22 protein-coding genes, 1 pseudogene and 1 other annotated feature are annotated in these 26,113 nt (G+C 46.0%); all 23 genes and pseudogenes read left to right on the forward strand.

Annotated elements, in window-relative coordinates:
* Position 1: 1 nt before the first annotated feature.
* A complete protein-coding gene (locus ACTNBR_RS11080; RefSeq protein WP_427807007.1) occupies positions 2-268 on the forward strand; it encodes a hydrogenase subunit MbhD domain-containing protein in 267 nt (88 codons plus the stop codon).
* Positions 261-1,223 (forward strand): hydrogen gas-evolving membrane-bound hydrogenase subunit E, encoded by a 963-nt coding sequence (gene mbhE / locus ACTNBR_RS11085; RefSeq protein ID WP_427807008.1) that lies wholly within the window; start codon positions 261-263, stop codon positions 1,221-1,223. The genes ACTNBR_RS11080 and mbhE overlap by 8 nt, the downstream gene beginning before the upstream one ends.
* 1 nt (position 1,224) lies before the next feature.
* Entirely contained in the window at positions 1,225-1,602 is a 378-nt protein-coding gene (locus tag ACTNBR_RS11090; RefSeq protein ID WP_427807009.1) for a sodium:proton antiporter, read from the forward strand.
* Positions 1,603-3,108, forward strand: a complete 1,506-nt coding sequence (locus ACTNBR_RS11095; RefSeq protein ID WP_427807010.1) for a complex I subunit 5 family protein — start codon at positions 1,603-1,605, stop codon at positions 3,106-3,108. It begins immediately after the preceding gene.
* A 12-nt stretch (positions 3,109-3,120) separates the two neighbouring features.
* Positions 3,121-4,653 carry a complex I subunit 5 family protein gene (locus tag ACTNBR_RS11100; protein ID WP_427819668.1) on the forward strand — a complete coding sequence of 511 codons (1,533 nt, stop codon included), beginning with the start codon at positions 3,121-3,123 and terminating at the stop codon, positions 4,651-4,653.
* Between the two features lie 15 nt (positions 4,654-4,668).
* Positions 4,669-6,141, forward strand: a complete 1,473-nt coding sequence (locus ACTNBR_RS11105) for a complex I subunit 5 family protein (protein WP_427807012.1) — start codon at positions 4,669-4,671, stop codon at positions 6,139-6,141.
* Between the two features lie 12 nt (positions 6,142-6,153).
* The gene (locus ACTNBR_RS11110; protein WP_441018316.1) at positions 6,154-8,199 is read left to right on the forward strand and encodes a complex I subunit 5 family protein; all 2,046 of its coding nucleotides are present in this window, start codon (positions 6,154-6,156) and stop codon (positions 8,197-8,199) included.
* 266 nt (positions 8,200-8,465) lie between these two features.
* Complete coding sequence (locus ACTNBR_RS11115) at positions 8,466-8,684, forward strand: cation transporter (protein WP_427807014.1); 219 nt, start codon at positions 8,466-8,468, stop codon at positions 8,682-8,684.
* A gap of 39 nt (positions 8,685-8,723) precedes the next feature.
* Positions 8,724-10,592, forward strand: coding sequence for a heavy metal translocating P-type ATPase (locus ACTNBR_RS11120; protein ID WP_427807015.1), 1,869 nt, complete (start codon positions 8,724-8,726; stop codon positions 10,590-10,592).
* A 96-nt stretch (positions 10,593-10,688) separates the two neighbouring features.
* Positions 10,689-11,546 carry a putative manganese transporter gene (locus ACTNBR_RS11125; protein ID WP_427807016.1) on the forward strand — a complete coding sequence of 286 codons (858 nt, stop codon included), beginning with the start codon at positions 10,689-10,691 and terminating at the stop codon, positions 11,544-11,546.
* 118 nt (positions 11,547-11,664) lie between these two features.
* Complete coding sequence (gene mscL, locus ACTNBR_RS11130; RefSeq protein ID WP_427807017.1) at positions 11,665-12,120, forward strand: large conductance mechanosensitive channel protein MscL; 456 nt, start codon at positions 11,665-11,667, stop codon at positions 12,118-12,120.
* 47 nt (positions 12,121-12,167) lie between these two features.
* Positions 12,168-13,259 carry a tryptophan--tRNA ligase gene (gene trpS, locus ACTNBR_RS11135; protein WP_427807018.1) on the forward strand — a complete coding sequence of 364 codons (1,092 nt, stop codon included), beginning with the start codon at positions 12,168-12,170 and terminating at the stop codon, positions 13,257-13,259.
* A 149-nt stretch (positions 13,260-13,408) separates the two neighbouring features.
* Positions 13,409-14,755 carry a phosphoglucosamine mutase gene (glmM, locus tag ACTNBR_RS11140; RefSeq protein WP_427819672.1) on the forward strand — a complete coding sequence of 449 codons (1,347 nt, stop codon included), beginning with the start codon at positions 13,409-13,411 and terminating at the stop codon, positions 14,753-14,755.
* Between the two features lie 187 nt (positions 14,756-14,942).
* Positions 14,943-15,311 (forward strand): GntR family transcriptional regulator, encoded by a 369-nt coding sequence (locus ACTNBR_RS11145; RefSeq protein ID WP_427807020.1) that lies wholly within the window; start codon positions 14,943-14,945, stop codon positions 15,309-15,311.
* An 82-nt stretch (positions 15,312-15,393) separates the two neighbouring features.
* On the forward strand, positions 15,394-17,841 hold the full coding sequence (locus ACTNBR_RS11150; protein ID WP_441018314.1) for an ATP-dependent Clp protease ATP-binding subunit: 2,448 nt from the start codon (positions 15,394-15,396) through the stop codon (positions 17,839-17,841).
* Between the two features lie 67 nt (positions 17,842-17,908).
* Positions 17,909-18,319, forward strand: a complete 411-nt coding sequence (locus tag ACTNBR_RS11155; protein WP_427807022.1) for an endosialidase — start codon at positions 17,909-17,911, stop codon at positions 18,317-18,319.
* A 112-nt stretch (positions 18,320-18,431) separates the two neighbouring features.
* The gene (gene radA / locus ACTNBR_RS11160) at positions 18,432-19,787 is read left to right on the forward strand and encodes a DNA repair protein RadA (protein ID WP_427819673.1); all 1,356 of its coding nucleotides are present in this window, start codon (positions 18,432-18,434) and stop codon (positions 19,785-19,787) included.
* 75 nt (positions 19,788-19,862) lie between these two features.
* Positions 19,863-20,129: a binding site (T-box leader), on the forward strand.
* Positions 20,130-20,213: 84 nt separating this feature from the next.
* Positions 20,214-21,300, forward strand: a pseudogene (locus ACTNBR_RS11165) (anthranilate synthase component I family protein).
* A gap of 88 nt (positions 21,301-21,388) precedes the next feature.
* Positions 21,389-22,411, forward strand: coding sequence for an anthranilate phosphoribosyltransferase (trpD, locus tag ACTNBR_RS11170; RefSeq protein ID WP_441018312.1), 1,023 nt, complete (start codon positions 21,389-21,391; stop codon positions 22,409-22,411).
* 11 nt (positions 22,412-22,422) lie between these two features.
* Positions 22,423-23,229, forward strand: coding sequence for an indole-3-glycerol phosphate synthase TrpC (gene trpC, locus ACTNBR_RS11175; protein WP_427819675.1), 807 nt, complete (start codon positions 22,423-22,425; stop codon positions 23,227-23,229).
* Positions 23,223-23,840, forward strand: a complete 618-nt coding sequence (locus ACTNBR_RS11180; protein WP_441018310.1) for a phosphoribosylanthranilate isomerase — start codon at positions 23,223-23,225, stop codon at positions 23,838-23,840. The genes trpC and ACTNBR_RS11180 overlap by 7 nt, the downstream gene beginning before the upstream one ends.
* Entirely contained in the window at positions 23,833-25,017 is a 1,185-nt protein-coding gene (gene trpB, locus ACTNBR_RS11185; protein WP_441018308.1) for a tryptophan synthase subunit beta, read from the forward strand. The genes ACTNBR_RS11180 and trpB overlap by 8 nt, the downstream gene beginning before the upstream one ends.
* A complete protein-coding gene (gene trpA / locus ACTNBR_RS11190) occupies positions 25,010-25,777 on the forward strand; it encodes a tryptophan synthase subunit alpha (protein WP_441018306.1) in 768 nt (255 codons plus the stop codon). The genes trpB and trpA overlap by 8 nt, the downstream gene beginning before the upstream one ends.
* The last annotated feature ends 336 nt before the right edge of the window (positions 25,778-26,113 follow it).

Consider the following 26,113-nt stretch of genomic DNA (forward strand, 5'->3'; position numbering starts at 1 on the left):
TATGCAGATGTTTATATGGATATTACTTAGTTTCCTTGTAGTGTGCGCAATCTCAGCCAGTCTGTCCAAGAATCTTCTGAATTCTATTTTGATATTTATGTCGTACAGCCTGATCATGTCAATTATATGGATCCTTCTGGAGTCACCGGATCTGGCAATTACGGAAGCAGCAGTTGGGGCAGGGATCACAACGGTACTTTTTCTGGTCACTTTGAAGAAAATCCATGCAATCATGAAAGAGGATGAGGAGGAACAGAAGGATGAGTAGAAAATTAACGGATGAACAGTACCGGAAGACGAAATCCTGGAAATTCAGGCAATGGCTGGATGGGACAAAAGATCCCTATCTTGATGCAGTGGAGATGAAGCCTCAGATAGCTTATCAGGAAGACAAGAAGGCAAAACATTTACGAAGTGAGGAGAAGCGGGAAATTGTAAGGCGTGTTTACGATATAGAGCATAATGCAGAGATGAAGATATTCCGAAAAATTTATCGTATTTTCAGTGTGATCTTCTGTATCGCACTGGTATTTATGCTTCTCGTCGCCGTTTCCAATCTGCCGCCTTTTGGAAATGCCGATAATCCGGCCAATAATGAAGTCGCTGCGCGTTACATTGAGCAGGGACTTGAGGAAACCGGCGCGGTCAATCTTGTGACCGGAATGATTTTGGACTACAGAGCTTTTGACACACTGGGAGAGTCCCATGTACTCTTTATTGCAACTTGCACCGTCCTGATTCTGCTTCGGACAGACCGGAAGGAAAGCCGTGAGTATATGGAGGCAAATGACAGGACCTATGAACCGAAGAATGATGTGATCCTTCAGACGGCAGCCAGGATTCTTGTGCCGCCGATCATGATTTTCGGTGTTTATGTGATTCTGGCAGGCCATCTGGGACCGGGGGGTGGATTTTCCGGCGGCGCCGTGATCGGAGCCGGTCTGATCCTGTATCTGAATGCATTCGGATTTGCCAAAACAGAACGTTTCTTTACAGTAAAAACCTATAAAAAGATGAGTTTTGCAGCACTGGCATGCTATAGTCTGGCAAAGAGTTATTCCTTTTATACCGGTGCGAATCATATCGAGAGCGTGATCCCGCTTGGAACACCCGGAGCGATCCTGAGCAGCGGTCTGATCCTGATCCTCAATATCTGTGTCGGGGTTGTTGTCGCAGGAACGATGTATACGTTTTATGTTATGTTCAGGAAGGGAGGCTATTAGGATGAATCTTGCAAATCTATTGAATAATTACGAAGAGGCGGTCGCAATGATTCTGTTCGGTATCGGGTTCTCGAATCTTCTATTGCAAAAGAATCTGATCAAAAAGATCATTGGACTTAATATTATGGACACGGCAACTTATTTGTTTCTTGCACTAAAGGGATATGTATCCGGAAGGAAGGCACCGATCGTTGTAGACGGGGTGCAGAGTGTGGAAGCTTACATCAATCCGATTCCGAGCGGGCTGGTGCTCACCGGAATTGTCGTTTCGGTTTCTGTGACAGCACTGATGCTTTCACTTACGATCCGGCTATACCGCCGTTATCATACGCTGGATCTGGATGAGATCACAACGCGCTTAAAGAAGGAGGGGCGGTAAATGGAATTTGTACAGAATTTTCCTTTTATGACGATCATCCTTTCGCTGTTTTCCGGACCTCTTTCTTCGGTGCTTGACGGAAAGAAAGCCAAAAGGTTGAATCTTGCCGTGATATCCCTGATTGGAATGATGTCAGCTGCCGTGCTCGGCTATGTGCTGAAGACTGGGGAACCTTATGTGTATTTGATGGGACATTTCCCCGCACCATGGGGGAATGAGATCCGTGTCGGGTATCTGGAAGCGTTTATGGCGCTCTTTTTCTGTGTGATCATGCTGCTTTGTATGATCGGCGGGGCGAAGGAGCGGGAAAACCAGATCGAGGAAACAAAACAGAATCTTTATTATGTCATGGTGAATCTGCTGCTCAGCTCACTGCTGGCACTGGTCTATACCAATGACCTTTTTACGGCATACGTGTTTGTTGAGATCAATACGATCTCTGCCTGCGGGCTGATCATGATACGGCAGAACGGAAGGACGATCGAGGCGGCGACCCGGTATATGATCATGAGCCTTCTCGGATCCGGATTGCTCCTTCTTGGAATCTGCTTTTTATATGATCTGACCGGACAGCTTTTGATGAGCAATATTCAGGAGGCGGTCCGGACGCTGTATGAGACTGGTGCATACCATATTCCGCTCCTGGTTTCTCTGGGACTGATGTCGGTAGGGCTTGCAATTAAAAGCGCACTCTATCCGTTTCATGCCTGGCTGCCGGATGCATATGGGTATTCCACTTTGTCATCTGCCGCAATTTTATCTTCACTGGTGTCAAAGGGATATATTATTTTATTGATTAAAATATTTTATCGTGTTATTGGGTTTGACATTGTGCGTGACAGCAAGGTTATCCATGTTCTCTTTGTTTTTGGAATTGCGGGAATGATCATGGGATCGTTAAGTGCGATCAGAGAGGATAATATACGGAGAATGATCGCATTTTCTTCTGTTGCGCAGATCGGTTATATTTACATGGGATTTGGACTTGGAACGCCGGCAGGTGTGCTGGCGAGTATCTACCATGTGGTTTCCCATGCCGCGACGAAATCACTGCTGTTTACGGCTGCGTCCGGACTTACGGATGCATCGGGCGGGAGTGTGCGGTATGCAGATCTGACCGGTGCAGGGTATCGCAACAAGCTTGCGGGCGTGGCATTTACGGCAGGCTCTCTTTCCATGGTAGGCTTTCCGATGTTTTCGGGCTTTATTTCCAAGCTTCTGTTTGCACAGGCGGCGGTGGGGCATACCTATAAAATGCTTCCTACGCTGATCGCTCTGGCGATCAGTACGATACTGAATGCGGTTTATTTTATGAAAACGGTTATCCGAATTTACACGCCAATGAGGGTGCCGGAGGATTCCGGAAAAGCATGTCGGATCGGAATTCTGGATCAGCCACAGAAGTCGCTGGCACTGGTATGCTTCATCATTTTGAATCTGTTATTGGGACTTTCTTCGGAACCGCTGATCCAGCTGCTTCAAAATGGTCTGGAAATGTTTCATTAGGAGGGGATTGCTATGGATAAATGGATTTTATTTCCGATTCTTCTGCCTGTCATTGCAGGAAGCGGGCTTCTGAGTTCGGCATTTCTGGAATATGTTCGGGCAGCAAAACGGCACGGCAATGGAAAAACTGCGGGATTTGCACCATCCGAAGGGAATCTGAAGCGCATTCATATTTTGACCGGGACCGTGCTGGTTCTGACGGCTGTTTCGGCGGCAGGCCTTGCGTGGACGGGAGATCGCAGCCTGATTGTGTTTCATTTGATGAAGGATATTCCGATCTGTTTTCGCATTGATGATGTGGGCAGACTGTTCGTCACGATCGTCAGTGTGGTGTGGGTAGCAGCCGGAATCTACTCTTTTATTTATATGAAACATGAGGGAGAAGAAAAAAGATATTTTGGATCGTATCTGATAGTATTTGGTATTCTTGTAGCGCTTGATTTCTCGGGAAATCTTGTGACGATGTATTTCTTCTACGAATTGATGACACTGGCATCGGTTCCGCTTGTACTTCACAATGGATCGCGGGAAGCGATCATGGCAGCACTGAAATATTTGTTTTATTCCATGTGCGGTGCATATCTCGGCCTTTTTGGAATATTCTTCCTGTATCGCTATTGTGATACGCTCACATTCACAGCGGGCGGTACGCTGAATAGAATACTGGCTCAGGGAAACCGGGAGATTCTGCTGGCAGCAGTGTTCGTTATGTTGATCGGTTTTGGGGCAAAGGCGGGCATGTTTCCACTTCACGCATGGCTTCCGGCGGCACATCCGGTGGCACCTGCACCGGCTTCGGCTGCATTGTCCGGAATCATCGTGAAATCCGGGGTCCTGGCAATTATTCGCGTGGTCTACTATATTGTGGGCACGGATTTTATCCGGGGAACCTGGGTACAGACGGCCTGGATCGTGCTGACGCTGATCACGATATTTATGGGATCCATGCTGGCGTACGGTGAGCCTGTTTTTAAGAAAAGGCTGGCATATTCGACGGTGAGCCAGATATCCTATGTTCTGTTTGGACTTGCACTTCTAACCCCGACGGCGATGGAAGGTGCGCTTCTGCACACGGTGTTCCACGCATTTGTGAAATGCGCATTGTTTCTTACTGCCGGGATCTTCATTTTCCAGACCGGGAAAACCCGTGTGGAGGAGTATCGGGGAATCGGAAGAAAAATGCCGGTTACTTTATGGTGTTATACCTTTGCCTCGCTGGCACTGATTGGGATTCCTCCGGCAAGTGGCTTTATCAGCAAGTGGTATCTTGCAGAAGGTGCGCTTCAGGCAGAAGTAGGGATTTTTAGATGGATCGGACCGGTCATTCTTCTGTTGAGTGCACTTTTGACGGCAGGTTATCTTCTACCTGTTGCTATGAACGGTTTTTTCCCGGGGAAAGAATTACGGGAAGAAGCTGATAAACAGGAACCACATGCGGCGATGCTGATTCCGCTGATCGTGCTGGCGGCGCTTGCACTGGTACTTGGCATTTGGCCCAATCCGCTGATTGAGTATGTGAGAAGGATCGCAGTAGCTGTGATGTAGAGAGGAGGAGAGGATATGAATAAGATGATTATGATGATCGTTGTACTTTTACCGATGCTCTCGGGGGTACTGATTCCTTTGCTCCCGTTTCGGAATCGAAGACAGATGATGATCTATATTGAAACGGCGGTACTTCTAAACACGATTCTGGTGTTCCTGATGTTGGCAAATCCTCCGCAGAATGCACTGGTTCTGTTTAAGTTCACAGGAAATCTTAGTGTCAGTTTCCGACTGGATGGACTGGGAAGGATATTTGCAGGTCTTATTTCCGCATTATGGCCTTTGTCAGTTTTGTACTCGTTTGAATATATGAAACATGAGAAGCATGAAAAATATTTCTTTATGTTTTACACGATTACTTATGGAGTAACTCTGGGGATAGCTCTCGCGGAGGATATCGTGACGATGTATTTCTTTTTTGAAATGCTAAGTCTGATCACGCTTCCGTTGATCATGTATACCCTTACCCGTGAGGCGATCCACGCAAGCCGGACGTATTTCTACTATATGACCGGTGGTGCGGCTTTTGCCTTTATCGGCATGATTTTTATTCTGAGTTATGGAACGACTTCCAATTTTGTCCCGGGCGGTGTGATCGATCTGGCGAAAGTAGGAGATAAGACGAATCTGTTGCTCATTATATATGTTCTTTGTTTCTGCGGATTCAGTGTCAAAACGGCAATGTGGCCGTTTTCTTCCTGGCTTCCGAAAGCGGGAGTTGCGCCGACACCGGTGACGGCGCTGCTTCATGCGGTGGCGGTGGTAAATACAGGAGCATTTACACTGATGCGCGTGACCTATTATAGTTTCGGAACAGAACTTCTTAGGGGAACCTGGGCGCAGAAGGCGGTTATGACGCTGGTGATCATTACGATCGTTTACGGATGCAGCCGGGCACTGAAGGAAACACATATCAAGCGCCGTCTGGCCTGGTCTACGGTGAGTAATCTGTCCTACATTCTGTTTGGTGTGGTATTGATGAGCCCGCTGGGACTGACCGGTGCACTGAGCCATATGGTATTCCATTCCGTGATGAAGATTTGTTCTTTCTTCTGTGCCGGTGCGGTGATGTACCAGACAGGAAGAACGTATATTTATGAGCTGGATGGATTTGCTCACAAAATGCCGAAGGTTTTTGTTCTGTTCACGATATCCGGCATGGCTCTGATGGGAGTTCCGGGACTTTGTGGATTTGTCAGTAAATGGAATCTGGTGAAGGCTGCAGTCGCATCCAGGATGCCGCTGGCCTATGTGGGTGTCGCGGCATTACTGATATCGGCACTTCTCACAGCAATCTATATGCTCTCAATTTCGGTACGCGCCTTCTTCCCGGGAAAACAGTTCGATTACGGAACGATCCGGGACGTGAAGGATCCAAACTGGATGATGATTCTGCCGTTGACGGTTTTCGCTGTGGCTATGTTCTGCTTCGGATTGCACCCGGCACCTCTGCTGGAACTGTTCCGTCAGGTGGTTTCGGTGTTTTAAGGAGGGAAGATCATGAATAGAAATATATTACTTGCCATTCTGGTGTTTTATCCGTTTCTGGGAGGAATTCTGGTGTATTTGGCGGGAAAATACCGGGAAATATGCAGAGATTATCTGGCAGATTTTATCACTGTCAGCGAATTCCTGGCAGCGGCAGCGCTTATGACTGTGGACGGTGCAGAGCTTCAGGTACCGGGAATCTGTGGATTCGGACTCGGGTTTGCGTTGGACGGTTTCCGGGGAATTTACGGATGCATTGCTTCTTTGATGTGGATGATGGTGACTGTTTTTTCCAGAGAATATTTCCGGAATCATGAAAACAAAAACAGATTCTACCTGTTCTTGCTCTGGACTTTGGGGGCAACGATGGGAATCTTTTATTCGGCTGATCTTTATACTACATTTATATTCTTCGAGATTATGTCCTTTACTTCCTATGTATGGGTCGTTCAGGAAGAGACGGAGGATGCAATCCGGGCGGCACAGACGTATCTGGCTGTTGCGGTGACCGGCGGTATGGTCATGCTGATGGGATTGTTCCTGCTCTACCATGAATTGGGAACTCTGGTGATCGCTGAAATGCTTCCGGCATCCGCAGCGTGTGCGGATAAAAGCCTGCTTTATGTGGCGGGGACCTGTCTTCTGGTTGGATTCGGGGCAAAAGCCGGAGCATTCCCGCTTCATATCTGGCTCCCAAAGGCACACCCTGCAGCACCGGCACCGGCTTCTGCGCTGCTCTCCGGAATTCTTACAAAGACAGGAATATTTGGAATTCTGATCATCAGCTGTCAGCTGTTTTTCGGAGATGGCGTATGGGGAAAGCTGATTCTTGCGATTGGAGTTGTGACGATGTTTATGGGAGCACTCCTTGCGTTATTCTCAGTGGATATCAAGAGGACGCTGGCGTGTTCCTCCATGTCCCAGGTTGGATTTATTCTGGTGGGCATCGGCATGCAGGGACTGTTGGAAACGGAACAGGCGCTTGCCGTGCACGGAACCTTTCTCCATATGGTCAATCATTCTCTGATCAAACTGGTGCTTTTTATGGCAGCAGGCGTAATTTACATGAATACGCATGCACTGAATTTAAACGAAATCCGCGGGTTTGGACGAAACAAGCCGCTTTTCAAGGGAATCTTTCTGACAGGAGCACTTGCTATCGCGGGAATTCCTTTCTTCAGCGGCTATATCAGCAAAACGCTGCTTCATGAGAGTATCGTGGAATTCGGCGGAGGAATGCCGGGGAAAATGATCGAGATCCTGTTCCTGATTTCCGGCGGGCTGACTGTTGCTTATATGACGAAGCTTTATGTGGCAGTTTTTGTAGAAGAAAACACAGATTCTGAAAAACAGAAATCCTTTGATGAGACTGAGAAGTTTATGAATCGGGAATCCGGATTCGCCCTTGCTGCAAGTGCTGTGATTCTTTTGATCTGGGGATTGTTCCCGCATAGTCTGATGGATCGTGCAGCCACCTATGCACAGAGCTTCATGAATCTGCAGGAAACAGGAGAGCGTGTGAGCTATTTCGCACCGGAAAATCTCCTTGGAATGGTGATCTCTGTCGGAATCGGGGCAGCGGTCTATGTTCTGATCGTACGGAAAGTTCTTATGAGAAAGATGGAAAATGGAACGGTACAGTATGTAGATCTGTGGCCAAAATGGCTGGATCTGGAAAATCTAATCTATCGTCCTGTGGTCCTGGGAATTCTTCCGTCGGCAGGAAGAATATTAAGCAGAATTTTGGATACCATATTGGATGGGATTGTTGTGCTTTTGCGGAAAACCATTTACCATGACAGTCCGTTGCCTCATGAACGTGAAGAAGGAAATATACTAACCGAAATACTTGGAAAAATACTGAATGCCGTGCAAACTGTGAAGAATCATACTGTCCGGAGAAAACATCCTGTTTATCGTGACTATATTCACGAGATGGCAGTGAGAAATGAAGAGTTTAAGGAAAATAACCGGGTTATTGAACGAAGCCTGTCATTTGGCCTGATGCTCTTTTGTATCGGGCTGACGCTGACGCTGATTTATCTGATCTGGTGGTAATTTACGGTGTTATGGTGAGAAAAGGTGTTGGTGGTAAATGGATCGTCTTGGACGGTGGGAGGTGTGCCCTGTATATGAGGCACACCTCCCACTGTCTTTTTGTTCTTGCTCATGTGTTGTGATAAATGAAAAAGAAATTCATTTGTGGTATTGATATATATAAGTATTATATAAATCAGGTATTGACTATTCCGGAAAATGAGAGTATTATAAACATATGAACAATTGCTCATATGTTCAAAAATATTTTCAGGAGGATTATACATATGAAGAAAAAATTTAAAATGGTAGATCTGGATTGTGCAAATTGTGCGGCGAAGATGGAAGCTGCAATCAAGAAGCTGGATGGCGTGAATGATGCAACGGTAAGCTTTATGATGCAGAAGCTGACAATTGATGCGGACGATGCCAGATTTGATGAGATTATGCAGGAAGTTGTGAAAGTATGTAAGAAAGTGGAGCCGGACTGTCAGATTCAGCTGTAACGGATGAAGGCAAGAAAGTCAGGCTAAGAGGTGCAGGAGATGACGAAGAAACAGAAAACAGTGCTTTATCGTATTATAGCAGCAGCAATCATTTATATACCGCTTTTTGTACTGGAACATATGGGAAAATTGGAGTTCCAGACACCATGGCCGGTGAAGTTCCTCCTTTTTCTGGTCCCTTATGCGATCATTGGATGGGATATCATTTACAAGGCAATCAGAAATATCTGCCACGGGCAGGTATTTGATGAGAATTTTCTGATGTGTATTGCCACATTTGGTGCGCTGGGAGTCGGAGAGTATTCGGAAGCGGTAGCTGTAATGCTGTTCTATCAGGTGGGAGAGTTGTTCCAGAGTTATGCGGTGGGCAAATCTCGTCAGTCGATCAGTGAGATGATGGATATCTGTCCGGAGTATGCGAATATCGAGCAGGAAGGACAACTGGCACAGGTGGATCCGGATGATGTGGGGATCGGAGATGTGATTGTTATCAAAGCCGGCGAAAGAATTCCGCTTGACGGAATCGTTCTTTCCGGGAATTCTTTTATTGATACATCGGCACTCACCGGAGAATCGGTACCCCGTGAAGTACGGGAAGGAAGCGAGATCATCAGCGGATGTGTGAACGGAAGCGGACTTTTAAAAGTACAGGTCACAAAAGAGTTTGACGATTCTACTGTTTCCAAGATCCTTGAGCTTGTGGAAAATGCGAGCAGCAAGAAGGCGAAAGTAGAGAATTTTATCACCAGATTTGCGAAATATTATACACCTGTGGTAGTATGTGCCGCAGTGCTGCTGGCGATACTTCCTACCCTTCTGTTCGGACAGCCGTTTACAGAATGGCTGAAGCGGGCCTGCATTTTTCTGGTTATTTCCTGCCCGTGTGCACTTGTAATCTCCGTGCCGCTCGGATTCTTCGGCGGGATCGGCGCTGCCTCCAGACAGGGCGTGCTGGTCAAAGGAAGCAATTATCTGGAAATCCTGTCTGAGATGAAGACGATCGTTTTTGATAAAACAGGTACTTTGACGCGGGGAGAATTTGCCGTGAACAAGGTCATTGTAAATGAGGGAAATGAGTCGGAAATCCTGGAGCTTGCGGCACTGGCGGAAGGGTATTCCGATCATCCGATCGCAGGAGCGTTGCGTGCAGCATGTCAAGAGGAGCTTTCCATGGAGCGGGTGAAAGACAGTGAAGAAATCCCGGGTCATGGAATCCGCTCTGTGATCGACGGCGAGATCGTTTATGCCGGAAATGCAAAGCTGATGGAACGGGAAGGAATCTGGTATGAGCCGTGCGATGAGGCGGGAACCGTCGTATATGTGGCAAAACAGAATCTGTTCCTCGGAGCGATCGTGATCGCAGATACGGTGAAACCGGAAGCAAAGCGGGCAATCCGGCAGCTCAAGAACAGCGGTGTAAGGAAGACGGTCATGCTCACCGGAGACCGCAGAGAGGTCGGAGAAGCGGTTGCAGCGGAGTTGGGGATCGATCAGGTCTACACCGAACTGCTCCCGGGTGATAAAGTCGAGAAAGTGGAAGGTCTTCTTGCAGAACTTGGAGAGAAGGAACGTCTGGGATTTGTCGGTGACGGTATTAACGATGCACCGGTGCTGGGAAGAGCGGACATTGGAATTGCGATGGGAAGCATGGGATCGGATGCGGCGATCGAAGCTGCGGACATTGTTCTGATGGATGACGATATCATGAAAATTCCGTCTGTCATCCGGATCGCCGGTCAGACAATGAAGATCGTAAAACAGAACATTGTATTTGCACTGACTGTGAAGGCTCTGGTTCTGTTCCTTGGAGCGCTCGGCATGGCGAATATGTGGGAAGCAGTATTTGCGGATGTCGGAGTTTCAGTAATTGCGATCCTGAATTCGATGAGGACTCTGAAAACAAAATAAAAGATATGGTCAAGGGAAAAATGAATTGCTCATTTTTCCCTTGATTTTCGTCCCGTGGTAAGGTAGAATATACACCATTCGGAAAGGGTGGATGATATGGAGCTTATGATAGATATTTTTATGGATGCAGTGATTGATACGGCGAAACTGATTCCGTTTTTGTTTCTGACTTATCTGGCAATGGAGTACCTGGAAAATAAAGCAGGGGAAAAGACTGTGAATATGTTGCTTGGAGCAGGTAAAAAGGGACCGCTGATCGGGGGAATCCTTGGTGTTGTCCCACAGTGCGGATTTTCGGCTGCTGCGGCAAGCCTTTATTCGGGCGGGGTCATAACGATTGGAACGATGATTGCGGTATTTCTGTCTACTTCGGACGAAATGCTGCCGATTCTCATTTCAGAGCGTACAAAAGCAAAAGAAATTGTCTGGATTCTTGGTGTGAAGATATTCATCGGTGTAATAGCGGGAATCCTTGTTGATATCGTGGTTAGAATGCGCACTGGCGGGACACAGAAAGGACTGCATATTCATGAAATCTGTGAACGGGATCACTGCCACTGCGAAGAGGGGAGCATCCTGAAATCCGCAGTGACACATTCTCTGCAGACGGTGCTGTTTGTTTTTTTAGTAACGCTGGCATTGAATGCACTGGTAGAAGGGATCGGAATGGAACAGGTCGTCAGAGCGGCAGCCGCACATCCGGTAAGAAGTATCCTTCTGACTGCTTTGATCGGGCTGGTTCCAAACTGTGCATCTTCGGTTATGATTACAACATTTTATCTGGAAGGGGTTCTTTCGGTGGGAAGTATGCTGGCGGGGCTGTTGTCCTGTGCCGGTGTGGGGCTCCTTGTATTGTTTCGTACAAATAAGAACTGGAAAGTGAATCTGATGACCGTAGCATCGCTATATGGAATCAGTGTGTTCTGTGGTCTTGCTGCCCAGTTGATTCTATAAAAAGAATAAAGATTTTTAGGTAAAGGGAACCAGGGATTTACCATGGTAAAAAATGGTTGCTTGTATCAGTTAAAAGCGGTAGAATACATGTAGTATTATACGAAAGAGAGGAAAAATTATGGCTAAGAAAGGATTTGTTGCGGAATTTAAAGAATTTATCAGCCGTGGTAATGTCATGGATATGGCAGTCGGTGTTATCATAGGCGGCGCCTTCCAGAGTATCGTGAGTTCATTAGTAGGAGATGTTGTGATGCCTGTCATTACCGTGATTACAGGAGGCATCAGCTTTTCATCATGGAAGCTTGCTCTGACAGAGGGAGAAGAACCGTCTTATCTTAATTATGGTAATTTTATCACTGCAGTGATCAACTTCTTGCTCATGGCATTCATTATTTTCTGCTTTGTGAAACTCATGAATACATTGAGCGCGAAAATGCTCAGAAAAGAAGCAGAAGAAGCACCGGCACCGACGACGAAGAAGTGCCCGTACTGCTGTTCAGAGATTCCGATCGAAGCAACCAGATGTGCCCATTGTACATCGGAACTTCCGGTAGAAGAAGAGAAGACAGAATAGGCTGAATCAGCATATTATAAAGAAGAGGCAGAGAGGAAATACAGAAAATGGAAAAAATAATTTTAACAGGAGACAGACCGACCGGCCGTCTTCATGTAGGACATTATGTTGGTTCTCTGAGACGAAGAGTGGAACTGCAGAATTCCGGAGAATATGACAAGATTTTTATTATGATTGCAGATGCCCAGGCATTGACAGACAATGCGGATAATCCGGAAAAAGTACGGCAGAATATCATTGAAGTGGCATTGGATTACCTGTCTTGCGGACTGGATCCGGAAAAATCTACATTATTTATCCAGTCCCAGGTTCCGGAATTAACAGAATTATCTTTCTATTATATGAATCTGGTGACGGTGTCCCGTCTGCAGAGAAACCCTACTGTAAAATCCGAGATACAGATGCGGAATTTCGAAGCAAGTATTCCGGTTGGATTTTTCACGTATCCAATCAGTCAGGCTGCGGATATTACAGCATTTAAAGCGACAACCGTTCCGGTCGGAGAGGATCAGCTCCCGATGATCGAACAGTGCCGTGAAATCGTTCATAAGTTTAACACAGTTTACGGGGATACATTGGTAATGCCGAAAGCATTGATCCCAGAGAATGAAAGCTGCTGCAGACTTCCTGGAATTGACGGAAAGGCAAAAATGAGTAAATCCCTCGGCAACTGTATCTATTTATCTGATACGGAGGAAGAGGTTCAGAAGAAAATTATGAGTATGTATACCGATCCGAACCATCTGAAAGTATCTGATCCTGGGCAGGTGGAAGGAAACTGTGTGTTTACTTATCTGGATGCATTCTGTCGGGATGAGCATTTTGCCAAATATCTTCCTGACTATCAGAACCTGGATGAGCTGAAGGCACATTACCAGAGAGGCGGACTTGGGGATGTGAAGGTGAAACGGTTCCTGAATGCAATCATGCAGGAAGAACTTGCGCCGATTCGTGCAAGAAGAAAAGAACTGGAGAAGAGGATACCGGAAATTTACGAGATCCTTCGTAAAGGCAGTATCGAAGCGGAGAAAGTGGCTGCTCAGACACTGAAAGAAGTGAAAGAATCCATGAAGATCAACTATTTTGATGATATGGAACTGATTCGGGAGCAGAGTAAACGTTTCGCTTCCGAAGCTTAAAAAAGTAAGCTTACAAAGTGTAAAATGTTAAACAGATATGAAAATATGTTGCGTAATTATTAAAAGGACGCTATAATAGACTCCATAAGTGACTGATTGTGCAAAAAAAACGGTCAATCAGCCAAAGATAGGCCGAAGGAGATAATTATATGGGTAAATATTTTGGAACAGATGGCTTCCGTGGGGAAGCAAATGTGAATTTGACAGTAGAGCATGCATTCAAAGTTGGACGATATCTGGGATGGTATTACGGGCAGGAGCACAAGGCGAGAATCGTGATCGGCAAGGATACCAGACGGAGCAGCTATATGTTTGAATATGCACTGGCAGCAGGGCTTACTGCTTCCGGAGCAGATGCGTATCTTCTGCATGTAACGACAACCCCCAGCGTTTCTTATGTGACGAGAACCGAAGATTTTGACTGCGGTATTATGATTTCCGCCAGCCATAATCCATTCTATGATAACGGTATCAAAGTAATTAATGGAAAAGGACACAAACTGGAGGCAGAAGTCGAAGATAAGATTGAAGCTTATATCGATGGGGAAACAGGAGAAATTCCGCTTGCACAGAAGGAAGCGATTGGAAGAACGATTGACTATGCGGCGGGAAGAAACCGGTATATCGGACATCTTATCTCGCTGGCCACACGCTCTTTCAAGGATATGCGTATCGGACTTGACTGTTCGAACGGAAGTGCATTTGCCATTGCGAAAAGTGTTTATGATGCACTTGGAGCTAAGACTTATGTGATCAACAACGAGCCGGATGGAACGAACATCAATACAAACTGTGGCTCCACACATATCGGAGTGCTGCAGAAATTTGTGAAAGAGAAGAAACTGGATGTAGGATTTGCATTTGACGGAGATGCAGACCGCTGTATCGCAGTCGATGAGAACGGCAATGTCGTTGATGGAGACCTGATTCTGTATGTCTGTGGAAAATATTTAAAAGAGCGCGGACAGCTTAACGGAGATACGATCGTGACAACGATCATGTCAAATATCGGTCTTTATAAGGCGTGTGACAAAGTTGGAATCCGTTATGAAAAGACAAAGGTTGGCGATAAATACGTTTATGAGAATATGGTCCAGAATAATTTCATGCTGGGCGGCGAACAATCCGGTCATATTATTTTCAGCAAACATGCTACGACCGGTGACGGAATCCTGACTTCTCTTATGATTATGGAAGTGATTATGGAGACGAAACAGTCTCTTGCAAAGCTGACGGAGGATGTGACCATTTACCCGCAGCTCCTCAAGAATGTGAGAGTATCTGACAAGAAGACGGCACGGGAGAATCCGGAAGTGGTAAAAGCAGTTGCTGCGGTTTCAGAGGCACTTGGAGATGACGGACGTATTTTGGTACGCGAAAGCGGAACAGAACCGGTAATCCGTGTTATGGTGGAAGCCACCACGGATGAACTGTGTGAAAAATATGTAAATCAAGTCGTTGATGTGATGGAAAAAGAAGGCCTGATCGTCGGTTAACCCGAACAGATTTAAGGGATTGTGTGAAATGCACAGTCCCTTTTTTGTCATACATACGCCAAAAAGAACCGATGGATCGTTTTTTGGTTCATGGCGGGATCATCTTTATTACTTTACAAAAAATGCCTTCTGTGCTAACATGAATATAACAAAAAACAGCAAAAGAAAAAGTAAAGAGGGAATTTTTATGCTGATAGAGATTGATTTTAACAGTGATGAAGCGATTTATTTGCAATTGAGAAATCAGATTATTATGGGGATTGCAACGTCCACGATCCACGAAGGTGATCCGCTTCCTTCGGTTCGTACACTCGCCGAGAATATCGGGATCAACATGCATACGGTAAACAAAGCATATAATGTACTAAGACAAGAAGGATTTATTCAGCTGGACAGGAGAAAGGGTGCCGTGATCTGTATTGATGTCAATAAGATTCAGGCGCTTCAGGATATGAAGGAGCAGCTCCGGATTCTTCTGGCAAAGGGGAGCTGCAAAGGAATCACCCGGGAAGAAGTACATGAATTGGTAGATGAGATTTATGAAGAATATAAATGATGCCTGTAAAGGCTGTCATGCGGCAGTACTGCATGAGTGGTGAGACCGGATTAATAAGAGATAAGGAGAGACTTACGAGGTTATGACAGAGAATCAGTATACAAAGCAGGCGCAGGAAGCGCTGAATATGGCAAAGGAGATTGCGGAGGCGAACCGGCATCCATATATCGGGACGGAACATCTTCTTTTCGGATTGAAGAGAATCTATACAGGAGTTGCAGGTCAGGTACTTGACAAGAATAAAGTGGACGAAGAGCAGATGGAAAAAGCGATGGATCTGCTGATATCCAGTCCGGCAGGAGGAACACCTGACAGACGAAGAATCGAAAGAAGCCCCAGACTGGAATATATTTTGGAGGAAAGCAAGAATGAGGCGGCACATTTCGGATCCAGAAAGATCGGGACGGAGCATATGCTTTTGGCGATGCTCAAAGACGGTGACTGTGTGGCAACCCAAATGCTTATGACCTTGAATGTCAATATTCAAAAGGTGTTTCAGGATCTTCTGCAGGCTATGGGTGAGGATCCGAAAGAATATATGGAAAGTCAGCGTGAAGGAGAAGGTCAGGGAGGAATCCTCGAACAGTACAGCACAGATCTGACGGAGGAGGCCAGAGAAGGCAAGCTGGATCCGGTGATCGGGCGTCAGGAGGAAATCGGAAGGATCATGCAGATTTTGAGCCGCAGAACCAAGAATAATCCTTGTCTGGTCGGAGAGCCGGGTGTCGGTAAGACTGCGATCGTGGAAGGGCTTGCAATGCAGATTGCAGACGGGATCGTACCGGAGAGTATGCGGGACAAGAGGATTCTTGTGCTGGATCTTCCGGGCATGATTGCAGGATCAAAATACAGAGGTGAATTTGAGGAACGTATGAAGAAGCTGATCCGGGAAGTAAAGGCATCCGGCAATGTGATCCTGTTTCTGGACGAGCTGCATACGATCATCGGAGCAGGTGGGGCTGAAGGGGCTATCGATGCGTCAAATATTTTGAAACCCTCTCTCGCACGCGGAGAGCTGCAGCTGATCGGTGCGACGACACTGACGGAGTACCGCAAATATATTGAGAAAGATGCTGCGCTGGAGCGGCGTTTTCAGCCGGTGACGGTAGAAGAGCCGGATGAGGAAAAATGCCTTGTGATCCTGAAAGGGCTCCGGAAAAAATATGAGGCACATCATGAAGTGGAGATTGAAGAAGAAGCACTGAGGGCCGCAGTTCATTTGTCATGCCGTTATATTAATGACCGGTTTCTGCCTGATAAAGCAATTGATGTGTTGGACGAAAGCTGTTCCAAGGTGAAGCTCAGAGGCTTCAAAGTACCGGAGAATATTGCAAAATTAGAGATACTTTATAAGGACCTTGGCGCCGAGAAAGAAAATTGTATTAAAACCGGGAACATGGAAGAAGCTTCGCGCCTCCATCGGGAACAGAAGGAAACCATGAAGAAACTGGAGCAGGCAAAAGCCCGGTTTGAGAAGAGCCACGAGAATAAAAAGGTATCGGTTACAGAAGAGGATGTGGCTGAGGTGATTTCTGCCTGGACAAGAATCCCGTTGAGCAGACTGAACGAGACAGAGACGGCAAGACTTGGAAAATTGGAAAAGACACTGGAGAAGAGAGTCATCGGCCAGGAGGAAGCTGTGAAGGCTCTGGCGAAAGCTGTCAAGAGAGGAAGAGTTGGTCTGAAAGATCCGAAGAGGCCAATTGGTTCTTTCCTGTTTCTTGGGCCTACCGGAGTCGGTAAGACCGAACTTTCGAAAGCACTGGCAGAGGCACTTTTTGGAAATGAAGAGGATATGATCCGGGTTGATATGTCAGAATACATGGAGAAACACAGCGTCGCAAAAATGATTGGGGCGCCTCCGGGATATGTGGGACATGATGATGGCGGACAGCTCAGTGAAAAAGTGCGCAGAAATCCATATTCCGTAATCCTGTTTGATGAGATTGAAAAAGCACATCCGGATGTGTTCAATATCCTGCTGCAGGTGCTGGATGACGGGCATATTACAGATTCTCAGGGGAGAAAAGTGGATTTCCGCAATACAGTCATCATCATGACTTCCAATGCCGGAGCGAAAGCGATCACTGAACCGAAGAAGCTCGGCTTTACGCAGCAGGAAGATGTGGCGGGCGATTATAAGCGCATGAAGTCTAACGTTATGGATGAAGTGAAGCAGCTGTTTCGTCCGGAATTCCTGAATCGTATTGACGAGATTATTGTATTCCACCCGCTCGGTGAGAATGATATGAAGAAGATCGTGGGTCTGATGTGCAAGGAAGTGACACAGCGTGCAAAAGAACAGCTGGATATCACGCTCGTGATCCGCGATTCAGTGAAAAAGCACATCGTCGAAACCGGAACGGATAAGAAATACGGTGCAAGGCCGCTTAGAAGAGCCGTGCAGAATCAGCTGGAGGATAAACTGGCGGAGGCGATCCTGAGCGGTGAAATCAAACGGGGCGATCATGTGGAAGCCGGAATTTCTAAAAAAGAAATAAAATTTACTACAAAGGGAATAAACAACTAGAAAAAGAAAAGGGATATGGTATAATAAGATTAACTCAAAAGAGAATACCATTAGGAGGAACATGGAAATGGCATTAATCAAGGAACTTATTAAGAGCGAGACTGACGGAACACTTAGCTTTGGAGATTACAGTCTTGCGGAAAAGACGAAGAAAGATGGTTTTGAATTTCAGGGAGATTTATATAAAGTTAAGACGTTCAAAGAGATTACCAAATTAGAGAAAAACGGAATGTTTGTATACGAATCTGTGCCGGGAACTGCCGTTGAGAATTTCAAAGTCTCTGAAAATGTAGTTTCGTTCAAAGTATCCGGTGAAGGGGATGCGCAGATTACGCTGGAACTGGAAGCGGACAGCGAATATACAGTTTACATGAATGATGTAAATGTCGGAGATATGTCAACGAATTTAAGTGCAAAACTCAGTATCAGTGCAGAATTAGGGAAAGAAAGCGTTGAAGTAGAAATCGTTAAGAAATAGGACACGGATACATAGTGATTTTGAGAGAAGGGCTGTTTGATGCAGCCCTTTTCCTGTCACTGGAATTGAATCTGTCTGTGAACCGCAGCGTGAGAAAGGAAAAGCAGGAAATATGGCGAAAGGGAAGAAGACAGTTTTTTTCTGTCAGAATTGTGGACATGAAGAGTCAAAGTGGCTGGGACAGTGTCCCATGTGCAAGGAATGGAATACTTTTGTTGAAGAAAGGGTAACGATGGCGAAAACGGCTGCCGTGAAGGACAGGAAGGAACTACGCGCAGTTCCGCTTTCCCAGGTGCAGACGGAAGCAGAAGAGAGAGTAAGTACTCATATTAATGAACTGGATCGTGTGCTTGGAGGCGGGATCGTTCCCGGTTCTTTGATTCTTGTCGGAGGTGATCCGGGGATCGGCAAATCAACATTGCTTCTGCAGGTTTGCCGTGAACTGGCACGCACGGAGAAGAAGGTGCTTTATATTTCGGGAGAAGAATCACTGCGGCAGATCAAGCTGCGTGCACAGCGCATGGGAGAATTTACGGAACATCTGCTTTTGCTCTGTGAGACCAATCTGGAACTGATCCGTCAGGCAATCGAGAGAGAAAGACCGGAAACGGTCGTGATCGATTCGATTCAGACCATGTTCAGCGAAGAGGTGGGGTCTGCACCGGGCAGTGTGTCACAGGTCCGGGAGGCGACCAATGCTCTGATGCAGCTTGCAAAAGGCCTGTGTATCACGATATTTATTGTAGGGCATGTGACGAAGGAAGGTACGGTTGCGGGTCCGAGAGTATTGGAGCATATGGTGGACACAGTGCTTTATTTCGAAGGGGACCGGCATGCATCGTACCGGATCCTCAGGGGGGTGAAGAATCGTTTCGGTTCAACCAATGAGATTGGTGTATTTGAAATGCGTCAGGACGGACTGCGCGAGGTGAAAAATGCATCGGAATTTATGCTGGACGGCAGGCCGGAACATGCGTCGGGATCCGTCGTGGCATGTTCCATGGAAGGGACCAGGCCGATCCTTCTGGAAATACAGGCTCTTGTGTGCGAAAGTAATTTAGGCATACCCAGGAGGACTGCGGCTGGAACGGATTACAATCGTGTCAATTTGCTGATGGCGGTACTCGAGAAACGGATCGGTTACCGGTTGGCAAACTATGATGCATACGTGAATATTGCAGGCGGAATTAAGATCAATGAGCCGGCGGTCGATCTGGGAATTGTGATGGCAATCGTATCCAGCTATAAAAACAGACCACTGGATGAGAGAACGATTGTATTCGGAGAGGTTGGACTGAGCGGAGAAGTACGGGCAGTCAGTATGCCGGAACAGCGCGTGCAGGAGGCAAAAAAGCTTGGATTTGAGACCTGTATCATGCCGGCTGTCTCTTATGACAGTGTGAAGAACATCGAAGGCATACAGATCATTGGTGTAAAAAATATCAATGAGGCGATCCGGCTTTTCTGATATAAACGAAGATTTATAATAAAATAAATCAATTGACATTTGGAAATATCGGAATATACTGTAGTAAATTAAAACACTAAACCGATGAACAAGAGGAGTAGGTAAAGATATTTGTTCCCAGAGAGCTGCCGGATGGTGGAAAGGCAGCGGCAAGAGTTTTTACTGAATGGACTTGTGAGGGCAGCTTGAAAGCAAATTTTGAGAATATCATATATTTGCGAGTAGACGCTGACGGGATTCTAGCCCGTTATCAAATAGATATGTATGTTAGTACATAACAGAGTGGTCAGTATATTGACAAATTGGGTGGTACCGCAGAAGATTTAAGCTTTTGTCCCTTTAAGAGGGGACAGGAGCTTTTTTTGTGCCATGCTTATGAAAAAAAGGTCCACAAAACAAATACTTTTTGAATTAGGAGGAGCGTACATGTATCCAGATTGTAATGAAATCCTGAAACTTGCATCAGATTATGACATCATTCCGGTATGCCGTGAAATCTACGCAGATGTTGTTACGCCGATTACCTTGCTTCGGAAAATTGCGGCTGTGAGTAAACGGTATTATCTGCTGGAAAGTATTGAAGGCGGGGAAAAATGGGGCAGGTATTCGTTCCTGGGATATGATCCTCTGATGCGCGTGTACTGCAGTGACGGTAAAGTCGCGATCGAGCAGGATCGAATTTACCTGCAACGTCTCAAAAGAAGAGTATTGCCGACTGGTTGAACGGACCAAGAAATACATCGTGGACGGCGACATTTTCCAGGCGGTTATATCCAGACAGTTTACCAGTCCGTATGAAGGAAGCCTGATCAATCCATACCGGTTTCTGAGGACGACAAATCCATCCCCTTATATGGTGTATATGCATATTGACGGAGAAGAGATCATGAGTACGTCGCCGGAAACACTGGTTCGTCTCCAGAATGGCAGAGTGACGACATTTCCTGTGGCTGGTTCCAGACCGAGAGGAAAAACGGAGGAAGAAGATAAAGAACTGGAAAAAGACCTACTGGCAGATGAGAAGGAATTGTCAGAGCACAATATGCTGGTGGACCTGGGCCGAAATGATTTGGGACGAATCGCGAAATTCAATTCTGTTGGAGTGACAGAGTATATGATGATCCACAGATATTCCAAGATCATGCACATCTGTTCACAGGTGGAAGCAGATATCAAAGACGAATGTGACGGACTGTCTGCGATTGAGTCGGTTCTTCCGGCAGGGACGCTTTCCGGTGCGCCGAAGATCCGTGCCTGTGAGATCATTGAAGAGATGGAGAGTGAGGAAAGAGGAATCTACGGCGGAGCGTTGGGATACCTTGATTTTACAGGGAATATGGATACCTGTATCGCGATCCGTATGGCAGTGAAAAAAGACGGAAAGGTATATGTACAGGCGGGAGGAGGAATTGTAGCCGACAGTGTTCCGGAAAAAGAATATGAGGAATCGGCAAATAAAGCGGCCGCAGTTATGAACGCAATCAAATGCGCAGGGGAGGTGTTGGAATCATGATACTTTTGATCGATAATTATGACAGTTTTTCTTATAATCTGGTTCAGCATAGTAAAATATGAAAATAAGACCGCAGGAGGTAAATGAAATGATCAGAGAAGCAATCGCAAAATTAAGCAAAAAGGAAAATCTTACTTATGAAGAAGCAAAAGGTGTCATGGAGGAAATGATGGATGGAACCGCTACACAGGCGCAAATGGGTGGGTTCCTGATGGCACTCAGTATGCAGGGAGAGACAATCGAAGAAATTACGGCGTTTGCCAATGTAATGCGTGATAAAGGCATTAAGATCCAGCCGGAGAGAGAAGTCATTGATATCGTGGGGACCGGTGGCGATCAGGTGGGAACATTTAATATTTCCACAACTTCTGCATTTATCGTGGCGGCAGGTGGTGTGCCGGTAGCTAAGCATGGTAACCGGAGTGTTTCAAGCAGGAGCGGGGCAGCAGATGTTCTGGAAAAACTGGGAATACAGGTTGCACTTTCCGCACAGCAGAATGAGGAAGTATTGAACAAAACGGGAATCTGCTTCATGTTTGCACCTGTTTACCATTCTTCCATGAAATATGCGGCGCCGGTCAGAAAAGAACTGGGAGTCCGCACCGTGTTCAACATCCTCGGACCTCTTTCCAATCCTGCCGGAGCAACGATGCAGCTTCTTGGTGTTTATGATAAAAAACTGGCTGAACCGCTGGCTCAGGTTTTGGCTAATCTTGGAGTGACCCGCGGTGTGGCAGTGTGCGGTGAGGATGGTCTGGATGAAATCACACTGACCGGCGAGACCGATGTTTATGAAATCCGGTTTGGGAAAATCACTTCCTATACGATCAGTCCCGAGCAGTTTGGATTAACCAGATGCCCGCTGGAAGAACTGATTGGCGGAACTCCGGAAGAAAATGCACAGATTACGATGGATATTTTAACTGGCAAAGAAATCGGTGCAAAACGTGATGTGGTACTGATGAACGCCGGAATGAGCTTATACCTTGGAATCGATGGAATTACGCTGGCTGACGGAATTGAAATGGCAAGAGATTTGATCACGAGCGGAAAAGCACTTGCCAAATACGAAGAATTCCGTGATGCTACCCAGGCAGCAGCAAAGGAATAGGGGAAAACAGGATGATATTGGATAAAATAGCAGCATATACACGGCTTCGAATAGAAGAGGCAAAGAAAGAGCTTTCGCCGGACGAGATAAGAAGACTTGCACTTTCATGCAAAACGGACACCGGATTTCCATTTGAAAAAGTGTTGAAAGAACCCGGGATCCACTATATCTGTGAAGTGAAAAAAGCATCTCCGTCCAAGGGAGTGATTGCAGAGGATTTCCCTTATCTGAAGATTGCAGAAGAATACGAAAAGGCAGGTGCGTCGGCAATCTCCTGCCTTACGGAACCAAAGTATTTCATGGGAAAGAATGTATATTTGAAAGAAATTACCGGTAAAGTGAAGATTCCGGTTCTGAGAAAAGATTTTACAGTGGATGAATATATGATATATGAAGCAAAATTGCTCGGCGCAAGTGCGGTACTTCTGATCTGTGCCATACTGGATACAGAAACAGTACGGGATTATATTCATATCTGCGATGAACTTGGATTATCTGCACTGGTTGAGGTTCATGACGAGAAGGAAATGCGGTCCGCAATCGAAGCCGGGGCGAGAATCATCGGAGTAAACAACCGGAATCTGAAAGACTTTACCGTAGATATCGGAAACAGTGTCCGCCTCAGAAAATTAGCTCCGCCGGATGTATTGTTTGTGGCGGAAAGTGGAATTCAAAATGCAGAGAATATCAGGAATCTCAAAGAAGCCGGTGTGAATGGAGTGCTGATCGGTGAGACACTGATGCGAAGTCGGGATAAAAAAGCAATGCTCGTGGAACTGAACGGAGGCCTTCTTCGCGGGAGGGATTCCGAATGGTAAAAGTAAAGATATGTGGTTTGAGACGAGCAGAAGACATTGCGATGGTAAATGAATTTCACCCCGATTTTGTCGGATTTGTTTTTGCAGACAGCAAACGGAAAGTTGACAGTAAAACAGCAAAGTTGCTTCGAAAAGAATTGCGAAGAGATATTCCGGCAGTCGGAGTGTTTGTAAATGAGGATGTGGAGATCATTCGCAGTCTGTGCATACAGGAAATCATACAAATGGTTCAGCTCCATGGCGATGAAGACGAAGAATACATGAAAGAACTGAAGAATCAGCTTCCCGAAATTCCGGTGATCAAGGCTGTCAGGGTGAGGTCGAAAGAACAGATACTTGAGACAGAAAAAACAGAGTGTGATTACCTTCTGCTGGATACTTATATAAAAGATATGTACGGTGGAAGTGGGAAGACATTTGACAAGGGTATGATCCCAGATTTGAAGAAACCATATTTCCTTGCCGGCGGGCTGGATGCGTCGAATGTAATAGACAACATACGGGTATGTCATCCGTATGCGGTGGATGTTAGCAGTGCAGTGGAAATAGATGGATGGAAGGATGCCGGAAAGATAAAAGAATTTTTGGAAAGGATTAGAGAACATGAGTAAAGGAAGATTTGGAGTATATGGAGGCCAGTACGTTCCGGAGACGCTGATGAATGCGGTGAATGAGTTGGAAGAGGCCTATGAGAAATATAAAAATGATCCGGAATTTAACCGGGAGCTGGATGAACTGCTGAAAAATTATGCAGGACGTCCGTCGCTTCTATATGAAGCAAAAAAAATGACAGAAGATCTGGGTGGAGCGAAAATCTATTTAAAACGGGAGGATTTGAACCATACAGGCGCACATAAGATCAACAATGTCCTGGGACAGGTCCTTCTGGCAAAAAAGATGGGAAAGACACGGGTGATTGCAGAGACAGGAGCCGGGCAGCACGGCGTTGCGACAGCGACAGCAGCAGCCCTTATGGATATGGAATGTGAGATTTTCATGGGAAAAGAAGATACCGACCGTCAGGCGTTGAATGTGTATCGCATGAAACTCCTGGGGGCCAAAGTACATCCGGTTACAACGGGAACTATGACGCTCAAGGATGCAGTAAACGAGACGATGCGTGAATGGGCAAGCCGGATGGATGACACACTTTATGTGCTGGGGTCTGTCATGGGTCCACATCCCTTCCCAACAATCGTGCGGGATTTCCAAAAGGTTATCGGAAAAGAAATCAAAGAACAGATCATGGAAAAGGAAGGAAGACTACCGGATGCGGTGATCGCATGTGTCGGCGGTGGCAGCAATGCAATCGGTGCATTTTATGAATTTATTCCGGATAAAGAGGTACAGCTGATTGGATGTGAGGCTGCAGGTCTGGGAATTGATACCGAAAAACATGCGGCAACAATTGCGAAAGGAACGAAAGGAATTTTCCATGGTATGAAATCTCTCTTCTGCCAGAATAAAGATGGGCAGATCGCTCCGGTATATTCCATTTCGGCAGGTCTGGATTATCCGGGAATCGGACCGGAACATGCGATGCTGGCTGAAGAAGGACGCGCCAAGTACGTTCCGATCACCGATGAAGAGGCTGTTAATGCATTTGAATATCTGTCACGTACAGAAGGAATCATACCGGCTGTTGAAAGTGCACATGCGGTGGCGTATGCTATGAAGCTGGCACCAACCATGTCAAAAGACAAAATTATCGTAATCAATATTTCCGGCCGCGGAGACAAAGATGTGGCTGCAATTGCAAGATACAGAGGAGTTGAAATCTATGAGTAAGATTCAGGAAGCATTTAAAAATAAAAAAGCATTTATTCCATTTATCACAGGAGGAGATCCTGCACTGGATGTAACAAAAAAACTCTTGCTTGCCATGCAGGAGGCAGGAGCTGATCTGATTGAAGTGGGAATTCCATTCTCAGACCCGATCGCGGAGGGACCTGTCATTCAAGAGGCAGATGAACGTGCGCTGAAAGGCGGATGTACAACGGACAAGCTTTTTGACGCGATGAAAGAAATAAAAGATGAAATGTATGTGCCGCGTGTGTTTATGACTTATGTAAATGCAATTTACAGTTACGGGAAGAAGCATTTTATGGAACGTTGCGTTGAATGTGGAATGGTCGGCGTAATCGTACCGGATATGCCATATGAAGAAAAAGGAGAATTGGAAGATGTCTGCCGTGAATACGGAATCGAATTAATCTCTCTGATCGCGCCAACATCGGACAAAAGAATCCAGATGATCGCCAGGGAGGCGGAAGGATTCCTTTATTGTGTATCATCGCTTGGGGTAACCGGAGTGCGCAGTGAAATCAAGACCGATATTGGAGCAATGATCAGAAAAGTGAAAGAAGTGTCCGATATTCCATGTGCAGTCGGATTTGGAATTGCGACTCCGGATCAGGCAAAAGATATGGCAGCTGTGGCTGACGGAGTGATTGTAGGATCGGCGATTGTCAAAATAGTGGCAAAGTATGGAGAAGAATGCGTACCATATGTAAGTGACTATGTGAAAAGCATGAAAGAAGCGATATAACAATGAAATTGTTTGAATTGTCTGAAATAAATAAAAAACAAAAACATTATTGACAATTTCAAAATGAAGTGGTAAGATATGACTCGTTGATTGGTCAGTACTCAGAAATGAGACGGCGGGCAACGGGTCATAACTTATTTTAGAAGGGCTGAGACAGAGGCCAGGGGCGGTATGCAGAAGTCTGGTGAAAAAAAGTTGTTGACAAACGTCGAAAGATGTGATAACCTAATATAGCTGTCGCGAGACAGAGAAGAAAGAACATTGATAACTAAACAATAGACAACAACCCTGAAAATTCTTTAAGAGATTTTTCAAGAACGGTTGAATCGACAGATT

Origin of the sequence: Bariatricus sp. HCP28S3_F11 (genome assembly GCF_052065395.1) — a bacterium.
Lineage (GTDB): Bacteria > Bacillota > Clostridia > Lachnospirales > Lachnospiraceae > Allocoprococcus.